This is a genomic window from Actinoallomurus rhizosphaericola (assembly GCF_024055675.1).
GTDB classification, from domain to species: Bacteria; Actinomycetota; Actinomycetes; order Streptosporangiales; family Streptosporangiaceae; genus Actinoallomurus; species Actinoallomurus soli.
In genome coordinates this window covers 104,684-122,161 of sequence record NZ_JAMXMW010000012.1, presented here as the reverse complement: position 1 = coordinate 122,161, position 17,478 = coordinate 104,684, and the positions used below count along the sequence as shown (strand labels likewise).

15 protein-coding genes are annotated in these 17,478 nt (G+C 73.2%); 5 read left to right on the top strand and 10 right to left on the bottom strand.

Annotated elements, in window-relative coordinates; genetic code table 11:
• The first annotated feature begins 30 nt into the window (after positions 1-30).
• Positions 31-834 carry an HAD-IIA family hydrolase gene (locus NE234_RS25680; protein ID WP_252783199.1) on the top strand — a complete coding sequence of 268 codons (804 nt, stop codon included), beginning with the start codon at positions 31-33 and terminating at the stop codon, positions 832-834.
• Here the strand turns inward: NE234_RS25680 and NE234_RS25675 are convergent.
• Genes NE234_RS25675 through NE234_RS25665 form a run of 3 tightly spaced genes read right to left on the bottom strand, consistent with a single transcriptional unit; the run spans position 750 to position 3,478 of the window.
• A complete protein-coding gene (locus NE234_RS25675) occupies positions 750-1,580 on the bottom strand; it encodes an FAD:protein FMN transferase (RefSeq protein ID WP_252783198.1) in 831 nt (276 codons plus the stop codon). The two genes, NE234_RS25680 and NE234_RS25675, sit on opposite strands and share 85 nt — an antisense overlap.
• Positions 1,577-2,086 (bottom strand): FMN-binding protein, encoded by a 510-nt coding sequence (locus NE234_RS25670; RefSeq protein WP_252783197.1) that lies wholly within the window; start codon positions 2,084-2,086, stop codon positions 1,577-1,579. The genes NE234_RS25675 and NE234_RS25670 overlap by 4 nt, the downstream gene beginning before the upstream one ends.
• A gap of 21 nt (positions 2,087-2,107) precedes the next feature.
• A complete protein-coding gene (locus NE234_RS25665) occupies positions 2,108-3,478 on the bottom strand; it encodes a ferredoxin reductase family protein (protein WP_252783196.1) in 1,371 nt (456 codons plus the stop codon).
• A 235-nt stretch (positions 3,479-3,713) separates the two neighbouring features.
• On the opposite strand from NE234_RS25665, the gene NE234_RS25660 reads away from it, so the two are divergent.
• The gene (locus tag NE234_RS25660; RefSeq protein ID WP_252783195.1) at positions 3,714-4,421 is read left to right on the top strand and encodes a response regulator transcription factor; all 708 of its coding nucleotides are present in this window, start codon (positions 3,714-3,716) and stop codon (positions 4,419-4,421) included.
• Complete coding sequence (locus NE234_RS25655) at positions 4,418-5,965, top strand: sensor histidine kinase (protein WP_252783194.1); 1,548 nt, start codon at positions 4,418-4,420, stop codon at positions 5,963-5,965. The genes NE234_RS25660 and NE234_RS25655 overlap by 4 nt, the downstream gene beginning before the upstream one ends.
• A 52-nt stretch (positions 5,966-6,017) precedes the next feature.
• On the opposite strand, the gene NE234_RS25650 is transcribed toward NE234_RS25655, so the two are convergent.
• From NE234_RS25650 to NE234_RS25635, 4 genes are all read right to left on the bottom strand, one after another.
• Positions 6,018-6,875 carry a universal stress protein gene (locus NE234_RS25650; protein ID WP_252783193.1) on the bottom strand — a complete coding sequence of 286 codons (858 nt, stop codon included), beginning with the start codon at positions 6,873-6,875 and terminating at the stop codon, positions 6,018-6,020.
• A gap of 192 nt (positions 6,876-7,067) precedes the next feature.
• A complete protein-coding gene (locus tag NE234_RS25645) occupies positions 7,068-8,672 on the bottom strand; it encodes a sensor histidine kinase (protein ID WP_252783192.1) in 1,605 nt (534 codons plus the stop codon).
• 306 nt (positions 8,673-8,978) lie between these two features.
• Entirely contained in the window at positions 8,979-10,037 is a 1,059-nt protein-coding gene (locus tag NE234_RS25640) for an acetate/propionate family kinase (protein WP_252783191.1), read from the bottom strand.
• Positions 10,034-12,394: a phosphoketolase family protein gene (locus NE234_RS25635; protein ID WP_252783190.1), complete on the bottom strand. Its 2,361-nt coding sequence runs from the start codon at positions 12,392-12,394 to the stop codon at positions 10,034-10,036. The genes NE234_RS25640 and NE234_RS25635 overlap by 4 nt, the downstream gene beginning before the upstream one ends.
• Positions 12,395-12,682: 288 nt before the next feature.
• Here NE234_RS25635 and NE234_RS25630 point away from each other — a divergent pair, with 288 nt between their 5' ends.
• On the top strand, positions 12,683-13,111 hold the full coding sequence (locus NE234_RS25630; protein ID WP_252783189.1) for a pyridoxamine 5'-phosphate oxidase family protein: 429 nt from the start codon (positions 12,683-12,685) through the stop codon (positions 13,109-13,111).
• Positions 13,108-13,614: a CBS domain-containing protein gene (locus NE234_RS25625; protein ID WP_252783188.1), complete on the top strand. Its 507-nt coding sequence runs from the start codon at positions 13,108-13,110 to the stop codon at positions 13,612-13,614. Before NE234_RS25630 ends, NE234_RS25625 begins: the two co-directional genes overlap by 4 nt.
• 40 nt (positions 13,615-13,654) lie before the next feature.
• Here NE234_RS25625 and NE234_RS25620 read toward each other — a convergent pair whose 3' ends face one another.
• From NE234_RS25620 to NE234_RS25610, 3 genes are all read right to left on the bottom strand, one after another.
• The gene (locus NE234_RS25620) at positions 13,655-14,485 is read right to left on the bottom strand and encodes a DUF1206 domain-containing protein (RefSeq protein ID WP_252783187.1); all 831 of its coding nucleotides are present in this window, start codon (positions 14,483-14,485) and stop codon (positions 13,655-13,657) included.
• A gap of 103 nt (positions 14,486-14,588) precedes the next feature.
• Positions 14,589-15,575, bottom strand: coding sequence for an alpha/beta hydrolase (locus tag NE234_RS25615; protein WP_252783186.1), 987 nt, complete (start codon positions 15,573-15,575; stop codon positions 14,589-14,591).
• 268 nt (positions 15,576-15,843) lie between these two features.
• Entirely contained in the window at positions 15,844-17,394 is a 1,551-nt protein-coding gene (locus NE234_RS25610; protein ID WP_252783185.1) for a class I adenylate-forming enzyme family protein, read from the bottom strand.
• Positions 17,395-17,478: the final 84 nt, after the last annotated feature.

Below are 17,478 nucleotides of genomic sequence, written 5' to 3'. Positions count from 1 at the left end.
CGTCCATGGTCATGCGGGATATTTGGTCGCATGACTGAGCGCAAGCCGATCAACTGCTGGTTGACGGACATGGACGGCGTACTGGTGCACGAGGGGCAGCCCGTGCCCGGGGCCAAGGAGTTCCTCTCCCGGCTGAGGGAGGCCGGCAAGCGGTTCCTCGTGCTGACCAACAACTCGATCTACACGCCGAGGGACCTGCACGTCCGGCTCCGCGCGGCCGGGCTCGACATCCCCATCGAGTCGATCTACACCTCCGCGCTGGCCACCGCACAGTTCCTCAACAACCAGCGCCCCGGCGGCTCGGCGTACGTCCTGGGCGAGGCCGGCCTGACGACCGCCCTGCACGAGGTCGGGTACGTCCTGACCGACCTGGACCCTGACTACGTCGTCCTGGGCGAGACCCGGACGTACAGCTTCACCGCGATCACGACCGCGATCCGCCTGATCGACAAGGGCGCGCGGTTCATCGCCACCAACCCCGACCCCATCGGCCCGTCCAACGAGGGCTCGCTGCCCGCCACCGGCGCGGTCGCCGCGCTGATCACCAAGGCCACCGGGGTCGAGCCGTACTTCGTCGGCAAGCCGAACCCCCTGATGATGCGCAACGCGCTGAACACGGTGGGCGGTCACTCCGAGGAGACCGCGATGATCGGTGACCGCATGGACACCGACGTGGTGTCCGGCATGGAGGCCGGTCTGTACACGATCCTGGTGCTGACCGGGGTGACCTCCCGGGGCGAGATCGAGCGTTACCCCTTTCGCCCGCAGCGGGTCGCCGACTCGATCGCGGACCTGGTGGACATGGTCGACCTGCCGGACCTGGCCACGGGCTGAGGGGAGGCGTCGCCGCGCAGACCGGACGTGGCCCAGGTCCCTCCGTCGAGTCCGATGCCGTACGCCTCGTAACCGGCCAGGCCCTCGATCCAGTCGCGGGCGGCGTCCCCCATGACGAAGGCGGCGGTCGCGTAGGCGTCGGCGAGGGTGACGCTCGGCCCGACGACCGTCACCGCGGCGAGCCCGTCCGCAGGCCGTCCGGTGTGCGGGTCGAGGATGTGCGCGCCGCGTTCGGCGGTCCCGGAGGTCGCCACGGCCATGTCGCGCCCGGCGACGACCGTCGCCACCGAGCCGGGGCGCAGGGGGTCGGCGATGCCCACCCGCCACGGACGGCCCGGCTCGGGACCGCCGGACAGCTGGATGTCGCCGCCCCCGTTGACACTGTGGTTCGGCGCGCCGGCCGCGCGCAGCATGCTCCCGGCGTGCTCGATCGCCCAGCCCTTGACCACGCCGGACGGGTCGAGCGAGCCGTCGGCGTAGGCGCTGAAGCAGCCCTCGGTGGTCTCGGCGAGCCGGTCGCACAGGGCGAGGATCTCCGCCACCTCGGGCGCGCAGTCGACCACGTCCACCTCATCGCGCGCGAGCCGGCTGATGTCGCTGTCCGGGCGGTACGTCGAGAAGGTCGCGTCCACCCAGTGCAGCCAGGCGATCGCCTCGTCCAGCGCGCCGTCGCGCGGGTACGGCTCGCGCAGGTCGAAGGAGAAGATCGTTCCCATGCACGGCTCGGCGTGCCGCAGCGCCGTCACTTGCCGGCCTTGTCGAGCGCGCTCTGCAGCGACTGGATGTAGCCCTGGCTGGTGTAGGTGGCGCCGGAGACCGCGTCGATCTGCGCGCTCTGCGCCGACAGGGTCTCCTGGTAGAGCTGCGGCACGGCGAAGTTGTTGATCTCCAGGTCGCGGCGGTTGCCGCTCGGCAGCTGGAGCGCCTGAACCTTGGTGATCTTCCCGTCCTTGAGCGTGACCTGCACCTGGACGGGGCCCCAGCGCGTGTCGATGGTGCTCCCGGTGACGGTACGGGTCGTGGACTTCGACGTCCGGCCGCTGCCGCCTCCCGTCTTGGTCCCGCTCCCGGTGCCGGCGCTCGCGCCGCTGCTGTCGCTCGGCGCCGGAGCCGCCCCGCCGCTGTCCGTACCCGAACCCGTGCCCAGCGTGGCTCCGGCGGAGGCGGTGCTCGGCGCCGAGTGCGTCTTGAAGCTCAACAACAGGACCAGACCGGCGACGGTCCCGACGATGGTGAGGATCGCCCTCTTCATGTGCTCTTATCCCCCTGGAACTCAGAACTCGAAAGACTCGTGGTGGATGCGGCGGCGCGGCACGCCCGCCTGGTGGAGGGCCGCCTTCGCGGCGTTCGCCATGCCGTCCGGGCCGCAGAGGTAGACGTCGTGGTCGCTCAGGTCCGGCAGGAGCCGCGTGAGGACCTGCGGGGACAGCGGGTCTGCTCCGAGTTTCCGGCGCGAGCCGACCATGTAGTGCAGCCCCGCGCCGCGGGCCTTCGCGATCTGGCGGAGCTCCTCCTGGAAGACCACGTCGGACCAGTCGGTGGCCCGGTAGATGAGCGTGAGGTCGCCGGGAGCGGCCGGGAGCGTCTCGAACAGCGTGCGGATCGGGGTGATGCCGACGCCGCCGCCCAGCAGCAGCACCTTCCGCCGCCGGCGCCGTCCCGAGGTGAAGGCGCCGTACGGGCCCTCGGCGAACACGCGCGTGCCGGGACGCAGCCGGGACAGCGCGCCGCTGTGCTCTCCGAAGGTCTTCACCGTGACGCGGAGCATGTCCGGCCGGGCCGGAGCCGACAGCGAGTACGGATTCGAGGCCCACCACAGGTCACGGGTGAGGAACCGCCAGCGGAAGAACTGGCCCGGCTCGGCCCGCAACTCGTCGAGGTGCCGGCCGCGGACCCACACCGACACGACGCCGGGGCCCTCGTGGTACACCCCTTCGACGCGCATCCGATGCCGGAACGCCCGCCGGATCGGCACCGCGAACCTGAACCAGAGGAGGAGCACGCCGACGAAGATGTACAGCGCGGACCACAGCACGCGGGCGGGCAGGTTCGTCATGAAGTCGGCGCCGGTCGCGAACTGGTGGCTGAACGCCAGCGCGATCGCCAGGTAGGTGTAGAAGTGCAGGTAGTACCACGTCTCGTAGCGCATCCGGCGGCGCGCGGCGCGGGCGGAGACGACGCCCACACCGACGAGGAGCAGGCCCGCGACGGTCGCCATCAGCACGTCCGGGTAGCTCAGCAGCAGCGTCTTGGTCTGGTGGATCGGGTCGGTGTGCGCGGTGACCGCGTACCCCCAGATGATCAGGAGTGCGTGCGCCATGACGAGCCAGACCATGTACCGGCCGCCCATCGCGTGCCACCGGGCGAGCCGGTCCGTGCCGACCCCGCGCTCGAGCGCCGGGACCCGGGCCATGAGGCCGACGAGGACGACGGCCGCGAATCCGGCCAGCAGCCCGGTGATGCGTCCCGCGTTGGTGAGCCAGTCGCCGAATCCGTGGATGGCCGGGGTGTCATGCCACCACAGCGCGATCACCGCGGCCGCTCCCAGGCCGATCGGGACCAGCACGTGCTCGGGCCGGGCGCGCACCGGCTGCCGGCCGGTCCCCGGCCTCCGCACCGCGGCCCGTTCGTCGAGAGTAGTCACAGGTTGTCCCCCCGTATGATTTGGGTCGTTCGGTCGACTACTTTCGGTCCCGAAGCTGAACGTTCCTTCTGAACGGCTTGTGCGCCCCCGCTGAGACCGCGCCGACCTGCGCGGATGAGGAACGCTCAGAGGGATTTCTCAGCAAACGTTTAGGGTGCCCAGAACTGCGGGAGCAGCGTAGGAGACGATGAGCGAACCCCGACCCCCCGATTCCCCGTCGGCCCGGCATCCGTTGATGACGCGACCCGACGGTTCGCCGGTACGCGTGCTCGTGGTCGACGACGAGACGAGCCTCGCCGAGGTCCTCGCCAGCGTCCTGCGCTTCGAGGGCTGGGAGGTCATGACGGCCGGCGCCGGCGCCGAGGCGGTGAAGGCGGGCCGGGAGTTCCGGCCCGACGCCGTCTTGCTCGACGTGATGCTCCCCGACTTCGACGGCCTGGAGGTCATGCGGAGGCTGCGCGCCGACAACCCGGACGTCTGCGTCCTCTTCCTGACCGCGCGGGACGCCGTCGAGGACCGTGTCGCGGGCATCACCGCCGGCGGCGACGACTACGTCACCAAGCCGTTCAGCCTGGAGGAGGTGCTGGCCCGCCTGCGGGGGCTGCTCCGGCGGTCCGGGCTGGCCCGTGCGCAGGGCGGCGAGGCCCTGGCGGTCGGCGACCTCACCCTCGACGAGGGTTCTCGCGAGGTGCGCCGGGGCGGTGACCTGGTCGAGCTGACGGCCACGGAGTTCGAACTGCTGCGCTACTTCATGCGCAACCCCCGCCGGGTGCTGTCCAAACCGCAGATCCTGGACCGCGTATGGAACTACGACTTCGGCGGGCAGGCGCACGTCGTCGAGCTGTACGTCAGCTATCTGCGCAAGAAGATCGACGCCGGGCGCGAGCCGATGATTCACACCGTCCGCGGCGTCGGTTACGTCCTGCGGCCGCCCGCCTCATGACGGCCCCGACCGACCGCGCGGAACACGCCGTCCCGGCGAGCCGCCCCTCCGAGGGGCCCGCGACCCGCCGCCCGGGGCACCGGATCCGCCTGCCCCTGGGCCGGCTCCGGATCCGTACGCTGCGCGGCCGGCTCATCGCCGGGTCGCTCCTGCTGTTCACGCTCGCCTGCACGATCGTCGGCGTCGCCACGACCCTGTCCCTGCAGCGCTTCCTCATCGGCCGGCTCGACCAGCAGCTCCAGGACGCCAAGGGCCGGTACGCCATCGGCCTGGAACACGCCGTGGAGGACGAGCACTTCGACCGCGTCAAGGGCCAGGCGGTCGGCACGTTCGGCGCCCGCCTGGCCGACGGCGAGGTGACGCAGTGCGGCGTCGTACGGGACCACGGCGGTCAGCTCGCCCTGCCCGCGGCGGACCGGGCGCGGCTGGAGGCGCTGTCCCCCGACGGCCGCTCGCGCACGGTCGAGCTGGAGTCCCTCGGCAAGTACCGGCTCATGGCCAGCCACGGTGAGGACCGCGACATCCTGGTCACCGGGCTGCCGATGCACGGTGTCGACGAGACCGTGGGCCGGCTCGTCATGGTCGAGCTCACGGTGTTCATCGTAGTCCTCGCCGCCGGCGGGGTCGCCGGCGCCACGTTCGTACGGCTCGCCCTGCGCCCACTGCGGCGCGTCGCCGCCACCGCCATCCACGTCTCCGAGCTGCCGCTGGCGAGCGGGGAGGTCGCGCTGCCCGCCCGGGTGCCGTACACCGAGCCGGGCACCGAGGTCGGGCAGGTCAGCACGGCCTTCAACCACATGCTGGAACACGTCGAGTCGGCGCTCGCGCAGCGGCAGGCCAGCGAGGACAGGCTGCGGCGGTTCATCGCCGACGCCAGCCACGAGCTGCGCACCCCCCTGGCGAGCATCCGCAGCCACGCCGAGGCGGCCCGCCGGGATCCGGGCGAGACCGGTCCGCGGGCCGACCACGCGCTACGCCGGATCGAGGCGGAGTCGGCGCGGATGGGGCATCTGGTCGACGACCTGCTCCTGCTCGCGCGGCTCGACGCCGGGCGCCCGCTCGCGAACGAACCGGTGGACCTGACCCGGCTCGCGATCGACACCACCAGCGACGCGCGGGCCGCGGGCCCGGACCACCACTGGGCCCTGGACCTGCCGGAGGATCCGGTGACGGTGTACGGGGACGAGTTCCGGCTGCACCAGGTCATCGGGAACCTCCTCACCAACGCCCGCACCCACACCCCGCCGGGCACGAACGTCACGGTGCGCGTCGCCGCGGCCGATCGGGACGAGACGGTCCTGCTCGAGGTGGTCGACGACGGCCCCGGCGTCCCCGCCGACCTACGCGACGACGTCTTCGAACGCTTCGTACGGGGCGACGGCTCTCGCTCGCGCAAGGCCGGCGGCAGTGGGCTCGGCCTGGCGATCGTGTCCGCCGTCGTCCACGCCCACGGCGGGTCGGCCACGCTCGACAGCAGGCCGGGGCGAACGCGCTTCCGGATCCGCCTGCCGATCGGATCGCCCGGCAAGGAGCCGCCGGGCTGAGGCCGGCCGCGCGGTCTCGGACGCACGGCCGGGGCAGGCGGGAAGCGGACGGTCAGGGGCGTGCGCGGACGACGGCGACCGGGCAGGCGGAGTGATGGATCACGCCGTGGCTCACCGAGCCGAGGTGCAGGCCGTAGCGGCCGCCGCAGTTCGGGCGGACGCCGACGACGAGCAGGTCCGCGCGGGCGGAGCGTTCGACGAGCTCGCCGACCGTGTGCCCCACGGCCGCCTGCTCGACGACCCTGACCTCGGGGTACCTCTCCCGCCAGGGCGCGAGGGCGCCGATCAGGAGCGTCGCGGCGGCCGCGGCCGCGTCGCGGATCGCCGCCGGATACGACGTCGTGAGCGCGGCGGACGGGGCCGGCGTGACGTGCACGGCCCTGACCCACGCGCCGCGAAGGCTCGCCGTCTCGAAGGCGTACTCCAGCGCGAGGGCGGACTCGCCGGACCGGTCGACTCCGACGACGACCTCACCACGGGTCTCGCCGGTCTCACCCCGCACGATGATCACCGGCCCGGGAGCGTGCCCCGCCACCTTCAGCCCGGTCGACCCGAGCAACAGGGCCGCGAGGCCCCCGAGGCCACGGTTGCCGATCACGACCTCGTACGCGCCGAAGGCCGCCTGCCGGAGCGCCTCGGACGGACTCTCCTCGACGAGCCCGGTCGTGACCTCGATGCCCGGTCTGGCCTTCACGGCGATGTCCGCGGCGTCGGCGAGGACCCGGTCCGCGTCCTCGGCGCGGGACTCGGCCAGGCCCGGGGCCGGGTGGAACGGCACGTCGTACGGCCAGCGTTCGACGGCGTGCAGAACGTGGAGCGGGCGCCCGGTCCGTCCCGCCTCCTCCGCGGCCCACTCGACCGCGAGGCCCGCGCAGGGGGAGCCGTCCGTTCCGACGACGATCGGCCTCATGGGATCTCCTCTACCGGCGCGGTACCCCGGCCGGCCCCGTTCACCGCGTGACCGTCGCGAGGTCTGTTCACGCCTCCAGGATCATCGCCCGTGAGAACCGGCCGGAAGGGACCAAGGTCCCCGTGCCGCTCGGCCAGTGTCACCGGTGACGTCGCCCGCCGCCGGCGGCCGTCACGCGGGCGCACCGGGCCGTCAGGGCTCCTTCTCGGGGGACGCGTGCGCGGGGACGCGCCATTCCAGGACGCTGCCGCCGCGCTCCCCCGGCCCGACGTGGAACGAGCCGCCGAGCCGTTCGGCCCGTTCGGCGAGATTGCGCAGGCCGCTCCGGCGGCCGCCCGGCGAGATCCCGATCCCGTCGTCGGCGACTCGTACGACCACGTCGTCGGCGGCGCTCACCGTGACGCTCACCCGGTGCGCCTTGGCGTGTCGCGCGGCGTTCGAGAGCGCCTCCGCCAGCACCGACGTCACCTGGGCGGCCACCCCGTCGTCCACCGTCAGGTCCAGGGGGCCGTCCAGCCGGACCTCGGGAGCGAACCCGAGCATCTCCTCCGCCCGGTCGGTCACGCGCCGGATCCGCGAGCGCAGCGCACGCTCGTCGGGCGCCACCTGCAGGGCGAAGATCGTCGAGCGGATCTGCCGGATCGTGTCGTCCAGGTCGTCGACCGCGCGCCGCACGCGCACGGCCACGTCGTGCCGTTCGGCGGCCCTGGCCGCGCCCATCAGCGTCATGGCCGTCGCGAACAGGCGCTGGATGACGGTGTCGTGCAGGTCCTTGGCGATCCGGCCCCGCTCCTCCAGCAGCACGAGCCGCTCGGCGTCGCGCCGCCGGTCCGCGAGTTCGAGCGCCACCGCCGCCTGGGCGGCGAACGCCTCCAGCAACCGGCGGGCGGACCGGCCGAGCGCGGGCCCGCCCGGCGGGTCGCACACCGACAGGACACCGCGCGCGGCCGGACCCGAGCCCAAGGGAACGATCAGCACCGGTCCGATCGCGTCCGGGAGGCGAATCCCGGCGGCGCGAAGGAACTCGTCCGCGTCGGCCAGGACGACGGACCGGCCGCTCCGGTAGACCCGGCCGGCGACGGTGCCGTCGACGCGCAGCCGCATTCCCCGGAGCGCGTCGGCGTGCCGGCCGGCGGTGGCCTCGGCGACGAGTTCGTCGCCGGTGGCCAGCAGCACACCGGCGGTGGCGGCGGAACAGACCTGCCGGGCGCGTTCGGCGACCAGCACGAGCACCTCATCCGGCTCGGTGCCGGACAGCAACGACGCCGAGACGTCGGCCGACGCCTGGAGCCAGCGCTCCCGCCCGCGGGCCTCCTCGTACAGCCTGGCGTTCTCGATGGCCACGCCGGCCGCGACGGCGAGCGCGGTGACGATGTTCTCGTCGTTCTCGTCGAACTCCCCGTCGTCCTTCCTGCCGGCGAGCTCGAGCGTGCCGAACACCGCGTCCCGGACCCGTACCGGCACGCTGAGCGATCGGCCCGTCGGCGGATCGGCGCGGGGGTCGCCGGGCTCCCCGGCGGTCACGAGCCGCCCGAGCCGGTCGTCCTCCCCGATCACTCTCAGGGAGCATCGGCGGGCGCCGGCGAGCGTGGCCGCCGCCTCGACGATCCGCCGCAGCACGATGTCGAGGTCCAGATCGCTCTCGATGGTCACGACCGCTTCCACCAGCGCGTGCACGCGGTCACGGGTGGTGAGCACGGCGGCGAGCCGCGTCTGCAGCTCGGCGAGCAGCTCGTCGAGCCTCAGCTGCGGCAGAAGGCCGGAACCGTCCTGGCCCGACCGGATGTCCGAAGGCATGGCAGCGAGAACCTCCCCCGTCAGGCCGCTGCCCGGGCCCGCTGTTCTCACAATATGGAACACCAGGTCACCGGGCCGCACCCGGGCCACCGCGGACGCCCCGGGCCACCCTGGCGTGCCCTGGCCGCCGGGCCCCGCCGGGCTGCCGGGCCCCGCCGGGCTGCCGGGCCCCGCCGGGCTGCCGGGCCCCGCCGGGCTGCCGGGGCGCGCCGGGCTGCCGGGGCTCCGCCGGACCCCGCCGGACCACCGGGACGCGTCGCCGTGGCCCGCTCCGGGCCATCGAGGGCGCCCTCGGGCCGGCCGGGGCTACCGGGGCGCCGCGCTCAGGACCGCGCGCGTTCCCGCCGCGACCTCAAGGTCCTCCCGGGCCGCCACGACCAGGGAGCGGACCGCCGCCCCCGGGGCTCCGATGTCCGCGTCGCCGCGGGCGGCGGCGTTGCGGCCGGCGTCGACCCGCACGCCCAGGAACGCGAGTCCGTCCGCCGCGCGCCGCCTGATCTCGGGTGCGTGCTCGCCGACGCCGCCGGTGAAGACCAGGACGTCGAGACCGCCCATGGCCGCGGCCATCTGCGCGATCAGGCCGCGCAGCCGGTGCAGGTAGACCTCCAGCGCGAGGGTCGCGTCGGCGTCCTCGCGGGCGAGGATCTGCCGCATGTCCGGGGTCCCGGCCAGGGCCAGCAGCCCGGACTCGTGCTCCAGCACCTCGGCGAGATCGTCGATGGCGACGCCCTCGTGCTGCTGGAGCCACAGCAGCAGGCCCGGGTCGACGCTGCCGGACCGGGTCGCCATCACGAGCCCTTCGAGCGGGGTGAATCCCATGGTCGTGTCGACCGAGCGGCCGCCGGCCACCGCGCACAGCGACGCCCCGGCGCCCAGGTGGCAGACGACGATCCGCAGGGTGGCCGAGTCGGCGCCCAGCAGTTCCCCGGTCCGCCGGGCCGCGTACGCGTGGGACAGGCCGTGGAACCCGAAGCGCCGCAGGCCGTACTTCTCCCGCCACGACGCGGGCAGGGCGTACGTGGCGGCGGCGGGCGGCAGACCCGCGTGGAAGGCGGTGTCGAAGCAGGCGACCTCCGGAGTCCCCGGGAGCACCGCCCGTACGGCGTCGATGCCGTGCAGCGACTTCGGCTGGTGCAGCGGGGCCAGGTCGACCAGCGCCCGCAGCCGCCGCTCGACGTCGTCGTCGATCAGCACCGGCTCGATGAACTCCCGGCCCCCGTGGACGATCCGGTGACCGATCGCGTCGGGGGCGGGCAGGTCCGCGAGCTCCTCCAGGCTTCCGAGCGTGGCCAGCACGGTGTCGTCGGCGTCCAGCAGGCTCAGCTTGAGGCTGCTGGACCCGGCGTTGACCACGAGCACCCTCATGACAGCCTGCCGTGCGGCCATGCCCAGTTCGCCACGTCGGGCAGGTCCTCGCCGTGCTCCCGCGTGTACGCCCGGGCCCGGAGGCGCTGGTCGACCATCTGCTGGCGCACGTACGCCGCCCGTCCGCCCAGCTGCGGGAGCCGGTCGATGACGTCCATCACGAGGTGGAAGCGGTCCAGGTCGTTCATCATCACCATGTCGAACGGCGTGGTCGTGGTGCCCTCCTCCTTGTACCCGCGGACGTGCAGGTGATCGTGGCCGTGCCGCCGGTAGGTGAGCCGGTGAATGAGGTACGGGTAGCCGTGGAAGGCGAAGATCACCGGTTTGTCGGTGGTGAACAGCGAGTCGTACTCGGCGTCGGACATCCCGTGCGGGTGCTCGGTGTCGGGCTCCAGCCGCATCAGGTCGACGACGTTGACCACCCGGACCCGCAGCTCGGGGAAGTGCTGGCGGAGCAGGTCGGCGGCGGCGAGCGTCTCCAGCGTGGGGATGTCACCGGCGCAGGCGAGGACGACGTCCGGGTCGCCGCCGGCGTCCGTGCTGGCCCAGTCCCAGATGCCGGCGCCGCGTGCGCAGTGCGCCACCGCCTCCTCCATCGACAGCCAGTTCAGGGCCGGCTGCTTGCCGGCGACGACCACGTTGACGTAGTCGCGGGAGCGCAGGCAGTGGTCGGCCACGGACAGCAGGGTGTTGGCGTCCGGCGGCAGGTAGACCCGGACGATCTCCGACTTCTTGTTCACCACGACGTCGAGGAAGCCGGGGTCCTGGTGGGTGAAGCCGTTGTGGTCCTGCCGCCAGACGTGCGAGCTGAGCAGGTAGTTCAGCGACGCGATCGGCCGCCGCCACGACAGGCGACGGGTGACGTACAGCCACTTGGCGTGCTGGTTGAACATCGAGTCGACGATGTGGACGAACGCCTCGTAGCTGTTGAACAGCCCGTGGCGACCGGTGAGCAGGTAGCCCTCCAGCCAGCCCTGGCACAGGTGCTCGCTCAGCACCTCCATGACGCGGCCGTGCGGGGCCAGGTGCTCGTCGGTGGGCAGGCGCTCGGCCTCCCAGACCCGGTCCGTCTCGTCGAACACGGCCGACAGGCGGTTCGACGCCGTCTCGTCCGGTCCCGTGATCCGGAAGTTGTCGGCGTTGTCGGCGATCACGTCGCGCAGGAAGCCGCCCAGCACCCGGGTCGCCTCGCTGTAGCCCGTCCCCGGCTTGTCGACCGGCACGGCGTACGCGCGGAAGTCACGCAGGTTCAGGTCGCGCAGGAGCAGGCCGCCGTTGGCGTGCGGGTTCGCGCTCATGCGCCGCTCTCCCTCGGGCGGCAGCGCCAGCAGCTCCGGGACCGGCCGGCCGTCCTTGTCGAACAGCTCATCCGGGCGGTAGGAGCGCAGCCACGCCTCCAGCGCGGCCAGGTGCTCCGGGTCCTCCCGCACGCGGCCGAGCGGCACCTGGTGGGCCCGCCACGTGCCCTCGACCGGAACCCCGTCGACCTCGCGCGGGCCCGTCCAGCCCTTCGGCGTCCGCAGCACGATCATCGGCCAGCGGGGACGCTCCGTGGAGCCGCCGCCGCGCGCCGCCGCCTGGATGCGGGCGATGTCGTCCAGGGCGTCGTCCAGGGCGTCCGCGAGCCTGCGGTGCACGTCCGCGGGATCGTCGCCGCTCACGATGATCGGCCGGTGGCCGTACCCCTCCAGCAGCGCCACCAGCTCGGTCTCCGGGATGCGGGCGAGCACGGTCGGGTTGGCGATCTTGTAGCCGTTCAGGTGGAGGATCGGCAGCACCGCGCCGTCGGTCGCCGGGTCGACGAACTTGGTGGAGTGCCAGCTCGCCGCCAGCGGCCCGGTCTCCGCCTCCCCGTCGCCGACGATGCAGGCGACGACCAGGTCCGGGTTGTCGAACGCCGCGCCGTACGCGTGGGCGAGGGAGTACCCCAGCTCACCGCCCTCGTGGATCGAACCGGGCGTCTCCGGCGCGACGTGGCTCGGCACGCCGCCGGGGAAGGAGAACTGCTGGAACAGCCGGGCCATGCCCGCCTCGTCCCGCGAGACCCGCGGATAGACCTCGCTGTAGGTGCCCTCGAGCCAGGCGTTCGCGACCGCCGCCGGGCCGCCGTGCCCGGGGCCCATCACGTAGATCATGTCGAGGTCACGGGTCTTGATGACGCGGTTGAGGTGGACATAGCACAGGTTCAGCCCGGGCGAGGTCCCCCAGTGGCCCAGCAGCCGGGGCTTGATGTGGTCCCGGGTCAGCGGCTCCCGCAGCAGCGGGTTGGCGCGCAGGTAGATCTGTCCGACCGACAGGTAGTTCGCGGCCCGCCAGTATGCGTCGATCCGGCGCAGTTCGTCATCCGCCAAGGTCATGGCGCGATCTCCTCGATCGATGGACGTCGGTCGGGTCGCGAAGGCGTACCCGCGCGCCGTTCGGTCGATCGCGCGGCCCGGTCTCGCGGCCCTGGGAATCTCATCGGATCACGGGCGGCGTACGGGCCTGCAGGGACGAAGGTCCCCCCGCCGCCGGACGCACGCCGCCCGCCCGGCCGCCCACCGCGGACCAAGGTCCCGGATCGGACGGCGCCGGCGGAGAAGGACCGTCGGACGCGGGACGTTCGCCCCTGCCCGGGCCGCCCACGCCGGCAGCAGCATCGAGATATGCGCTTCGACGCCAACGGGCTGGAGATCCTCGACCGGGAGGAGTGCCTCACCCTCATGGCATCCGTACCGGTCGGCCGGGTCGTCTTCACCGACCGGGCCCTGCCGGCGATCCAGCCGGTGAACTTCGTGCTGCAGGGCGAGGACGTGATCATCGCGACCGCGTCCGGTTCCAAGCTGGCCGCGGCCACGTCCGGCGCGATCGTCGCGTTCGAGGTCGACGCCTTCGACGCCGGTGACGAGGCCGGCTGGTCCGTCACGGTCCTCGGGCAGGCACGGGCGGTGTACGACTCCGGCGAGCTCAGCGGATTGTCCCGGTTGCCCCTCAACCCGTGGATCCCCGGGCGGCGTGACCACTTCATCCGCATCCGGAGCGACGTCGTCAGCGGGCGGCGGATCCATCCGACGATGGTGGAGGCGAGACCATGACCGGGACGCTGGAAGAACGCCCGGTGGGCGAGGCCATGTCGGCCGACGTGCTCGCCGTCACCGAGACCGAGTCCGCCCTCATGGCATGGGAGCTGATGCGGCAGGGCGGCTACCACCACGTACCCGTGCTGAGCGACGACGGTGGCCTCATCGGCGTCCTGGACGCCGAGACGCTGGCCGCCGCCTGGGACAGCGGCGGCCCCGACCGGATGCGCAAGCCCGTCGGAACCCTCGTCGGCCACCGCCCGCCGGCGCACGTACGCCCGCAGGACTCCGTCGCCACGGCCGCGCGGGCGATGCTCGCCGCCGGGACCGACGTCGTCCCGGTCCTCGACGAGGACGGACGGCTGTCGGGCCTGTTCACGGCGTGGGACCTGATCGCCCTGGCCGCCGGCGCCCACCCGCGCACCCGGGCCGGGCACGTCACCGCCCCGGCGCTCTACCGCATCGAGCCGGTCCTCCCGGAGCGGCACCCGCAGGGCAGCGTGATACCGCCGAGCTGACCGGCGGAGACGGCGCTCCCGGAACGGCCGGCGCCGCGCCCTACAACCGGCGCCAGCGGGCCTCGCAGAAGGAGTAGAGGCCGAAGATGACCAGGCCCAGCGCGACCAGGACCAGCAGCCACGGTCCGACGGAGGTCGACGCGAACTCCCGCAGCGTCCCGTCGATGCCCTTGGCCTTGCCCGGGTCGTAGGTGATCGCGGCGTAGCCGAGGAAGACCCCGGCCGCGGCGAACACCAGGGCCCGCGTGGAGCGGCCCACCATCCCGAGCGCCTCGACGACCTTACGGATCCCGGCGCTCATCTGCTCGGTCTTGAGCCGCTTCTCGAAGTTCCGCCGGAGGGCGCCCACCGCGATTCCGATGCCGCCGGCGACGAAGCCGATCCCGACGAGCAGGACGAGCCACCGGCCCGCGGGGATGTCGTGCATCGCCTTGGCGGTCAGGTCCTTGGACTTCTTGTCACTGGACCCCGGCCCGCCGGCGCCGACGTTGAACGCCACCGTGCTCGCGCACACCGCCGTGTAGAACACCCCGCGTGCCAGGGAGGACAGGCGCTTGGTGGCCTTGTGCCCGTCCGGACCCGACTGGCCCAGGAGGGCCTCGCTGTAACGCCACAGGGCGAGGCCCGCGAAGCCGAGCGCCAGCAGCCAGAGGATCACGGTGCCGCCCGTGGTGCCGGCGACCGTCTGCAGGGCCCCCTGCCGGTCCGCCTGCTGACCGCCCTTACCGAAGGCGATCCTGACCGCGAGGTATCCCACCAGGAGGTAGATCACGCCGCGCGCGGCGAGTCCGCTCCGGGCGAGAAGCTGAAACGGCGTGCTGTTGGACGCACGGCGGCCGGCCGCCCGTACGTGGGCGCTCTGCGCGGTCATGGGCACCTCCTGGATCGGCCGCGGAGATGCCCTGTCCGCACGACATCAAACCTGACGACCGGTCGCGCACGCCGCGCACCGCCGTTCCCGTCGCGCCCGGCGGTCAGGCCGCCTGGTCGGCGGCGTCGGGGCCGATGGCCGTGCGGATGAAGTCGGCCGCCTCCCGTACGGCCGCCCGCGCTTCGGGGAAAAGCCGGTTGAACAGCTGGAACACGTGGATCTGCCCGGGCCAGATCTGCAGGCGGCAGCTGTTCCCCGAGGCGGTCAGCGCCTCGGCGAGCCGCTCGGCCTCTCCGCGCAGGACCTCCTGCCCGGCCACCTGGATCAGGAACGGCGGCAGCTGGAGGCCGGCGCAGTCGAGCAGGGTCAGGCGCGGGTCGGACCAGTCGTTGTGGTCGCCGACGTAGAGCCGGCCGAAGTGACGCGCCAGCGCCGGGCTGATGAACGGGTCGCGGTACTCCCGGTCGCTGAGGACCGACAGCTCGCAGCTAAGGTCGACCCAGGGCGAGAACAGCACGACGCCTCCCGGCGCCGGCAGTCCGGAACGGCACGCCTCGCCGACGGTGGCGGCGGCGAGATGGCCTCCGGAGGAGTCGCCCGCGATCACGATCCGGGACGGTGGCAGTTCGGTGAGGAGCCACCGGTAGGCCGCCAGGGCGTCCTCGAGCGCCGCGGGGAACGGGTGTTCGGGGGCCAGACGGTAACTCGGCGCCAGGACCGGCAGTCCGGTGTCGGCCGCGAGCCGGCTCGTGAGCGTCCGGTGCGTGCGCGGCGAGCAGAACGCGTACCCGCCGCCGTGCAGGTACAGGATCGCGCCCTTGTGCGGCTCGGGGGGCCGTACCCATTCCCCGGTGACCGGAGCGCCCGCCGCGCGGGTCAGGGGCTCGACCCGTACGCCGGGCTCCGGCCGTAGCAGGCGGGTGCCGTGCTCGAGCGCCATACGGAGCACCGTGAGGGAGACGAAGCGTCCGTTCAGGCGATCGGCCATGGGCCGCCATCCGAGGCTCAGGGCGCGGGCCAGCGCCCTGGCCTGCCGGCTGGGAGCGACGATGTCTGCGAATGCGGTGGGAAGGTCGTCGTAGGAGGTCACACGACACCACCGGCGGGTACCGAACGGCCCGGCTCCGACGCCCGGCCGCAGAGGGGGATTCTTGTCATTACTGCGCCTCGGTGTACTTGTCTGGAGGAACCACACCCGATCGTCCCTCCGCCCCCACCGCCCGCGATACGGGGGAATCCCCCCTTGGGATACCTGCTTCCCCCCCACGTGAAGACCGGGTATGCCCTCTGCGGAAGAGCGTGGTGACGGTGCGTGACCGGATCCGACGCCCATTCGGTGACGGATCGGCGACGTTCCGTCAGCGTTCGCCGCGGTCCGAGAGCCGTGCGAGCAGGGCCCGCTTGTCGAACTTGCCGCTGGCGGCGACCGGCGCCTCGGGGATCACCGTGATCGTCTTGGGCACGCTCCCGGCGCCGAGCCGTTCCCGCACCATGCGCGCCAGCACGCCGGGCTCCGGAGCACGGCCGCCGGCGGGCACCACGAACGCGTGGATCGCCTCGCCGGTCCGCTCGTCCGGCGTACCGACGACGTACGCCTGGTCCACCTCCGGGTGTTCCGCGAGGACCGACTCGATCGGACCGGCGTAGCAGACCTCGGCGTTGACGATGATCACTTCGCGGCTGCGCCCGACCAGGTGGAGCAGCCCCCGGTCGTCGAGCCGGCCGAGGTCCCGGGTGCGCAGCAGGCCGTCCCGCAGCGTCTCCGCGGTCTGGGCCGGATCCCCCCAGTACCCGCTCATCATGTACGGGCTGCGCAGCCAGATCTCGCCGGTCTCGCCCGCCCGGACCGGGCGGCCGTCCTCGGCTCGCACGCTGATGTCGACGAACGGCAGCGGCCGGCCCACCGAGGCCAGGACGTCCGCCGGCCCCTCGGCGATCATCTCCGGCGTCAGCACGGAGATCAGGCCGGCCTCGCTCTGCCCGTACCCCTGGTACACCACCGGGCCGAGGCGCTCGGTGGCCTCCGCGAGCCGGCGCGGGTTCACCGGCGAGCCCGACACCATGACCGCCCGCAGGCTCCCCAGGTCGGCCGGCTCCTCGCGCAGGGCGTCGAGCAGTTGGTAGAGCCGGGGCACGGTCATGATCGTCCCGGTGATCCGGTACCGCTCGAGGGCGTCCGGGAACAGGGGGCGGGTGTCACTCGGATCCGGGATCACACCGACGCCCCCGCCCATCAGGGACAGCGTGGTCCAGTCCATGACCACGGGACTGGCGAGCGTGCCGAACACCAGGCAGCGCTCGAAGCCGTGCGCCATCCGGGCGACCTCGGGCGGCCAGGTGGAGGGCCGGTGCGCCCAGTGGTCGGTGAGGGCCCGGTAGGTCTGCGCGCATCCCTTGGGCAGCCCGGTGCTGCCGCTCGTGTACGTCAGCCGGGCGACGTCGTCGGGGCGCCCCCGCGCGGTCAGCGGCTCATCGGCCGCGCCGGTGAGCAGGTCCTTCCCCTCCGGGCACTCCCCCAGCGAGAGCAGCGGCCTGTCCCCGGTCGCCGCGACGAGCTCCGGCGTCAGGGACGGCCCGTCGACCACCACCGCCTCGATGTCGGCGTTCAGCATCGCGGCGAGCTGCGCGGCCGTGTGCCCCGGGCGTACGCCCACGACCCGGCAGCCCAGCGCGTAGGCGGCGACGCGCGCGGCGAACGCCTCCGGCGAGACCGACGCCACCATCGCCAGGCCCCGGCCCGGCCCGAGGCCGGCGGCCCGCAGGCCGCCCGCCACCCGCTGGATCGTCTCCAGCAGCGCACCCCGTGAGACCACCCGGTCCCCGTGCTCGAACGCCGGCGCCTCGGGCGCGCTCGCCAACGCGTCCAGCAGAGCCTGCGGGAAGATCGCGTCGTCTGGCCTGTCCTGCATCGTCGCCTCGCTGCGGTCGACTCGTCCGACGCCCAGGAGACTAGGCCGGTCCTCCTCAGAGCTTTCTCAGATGGCGGCCGGGAC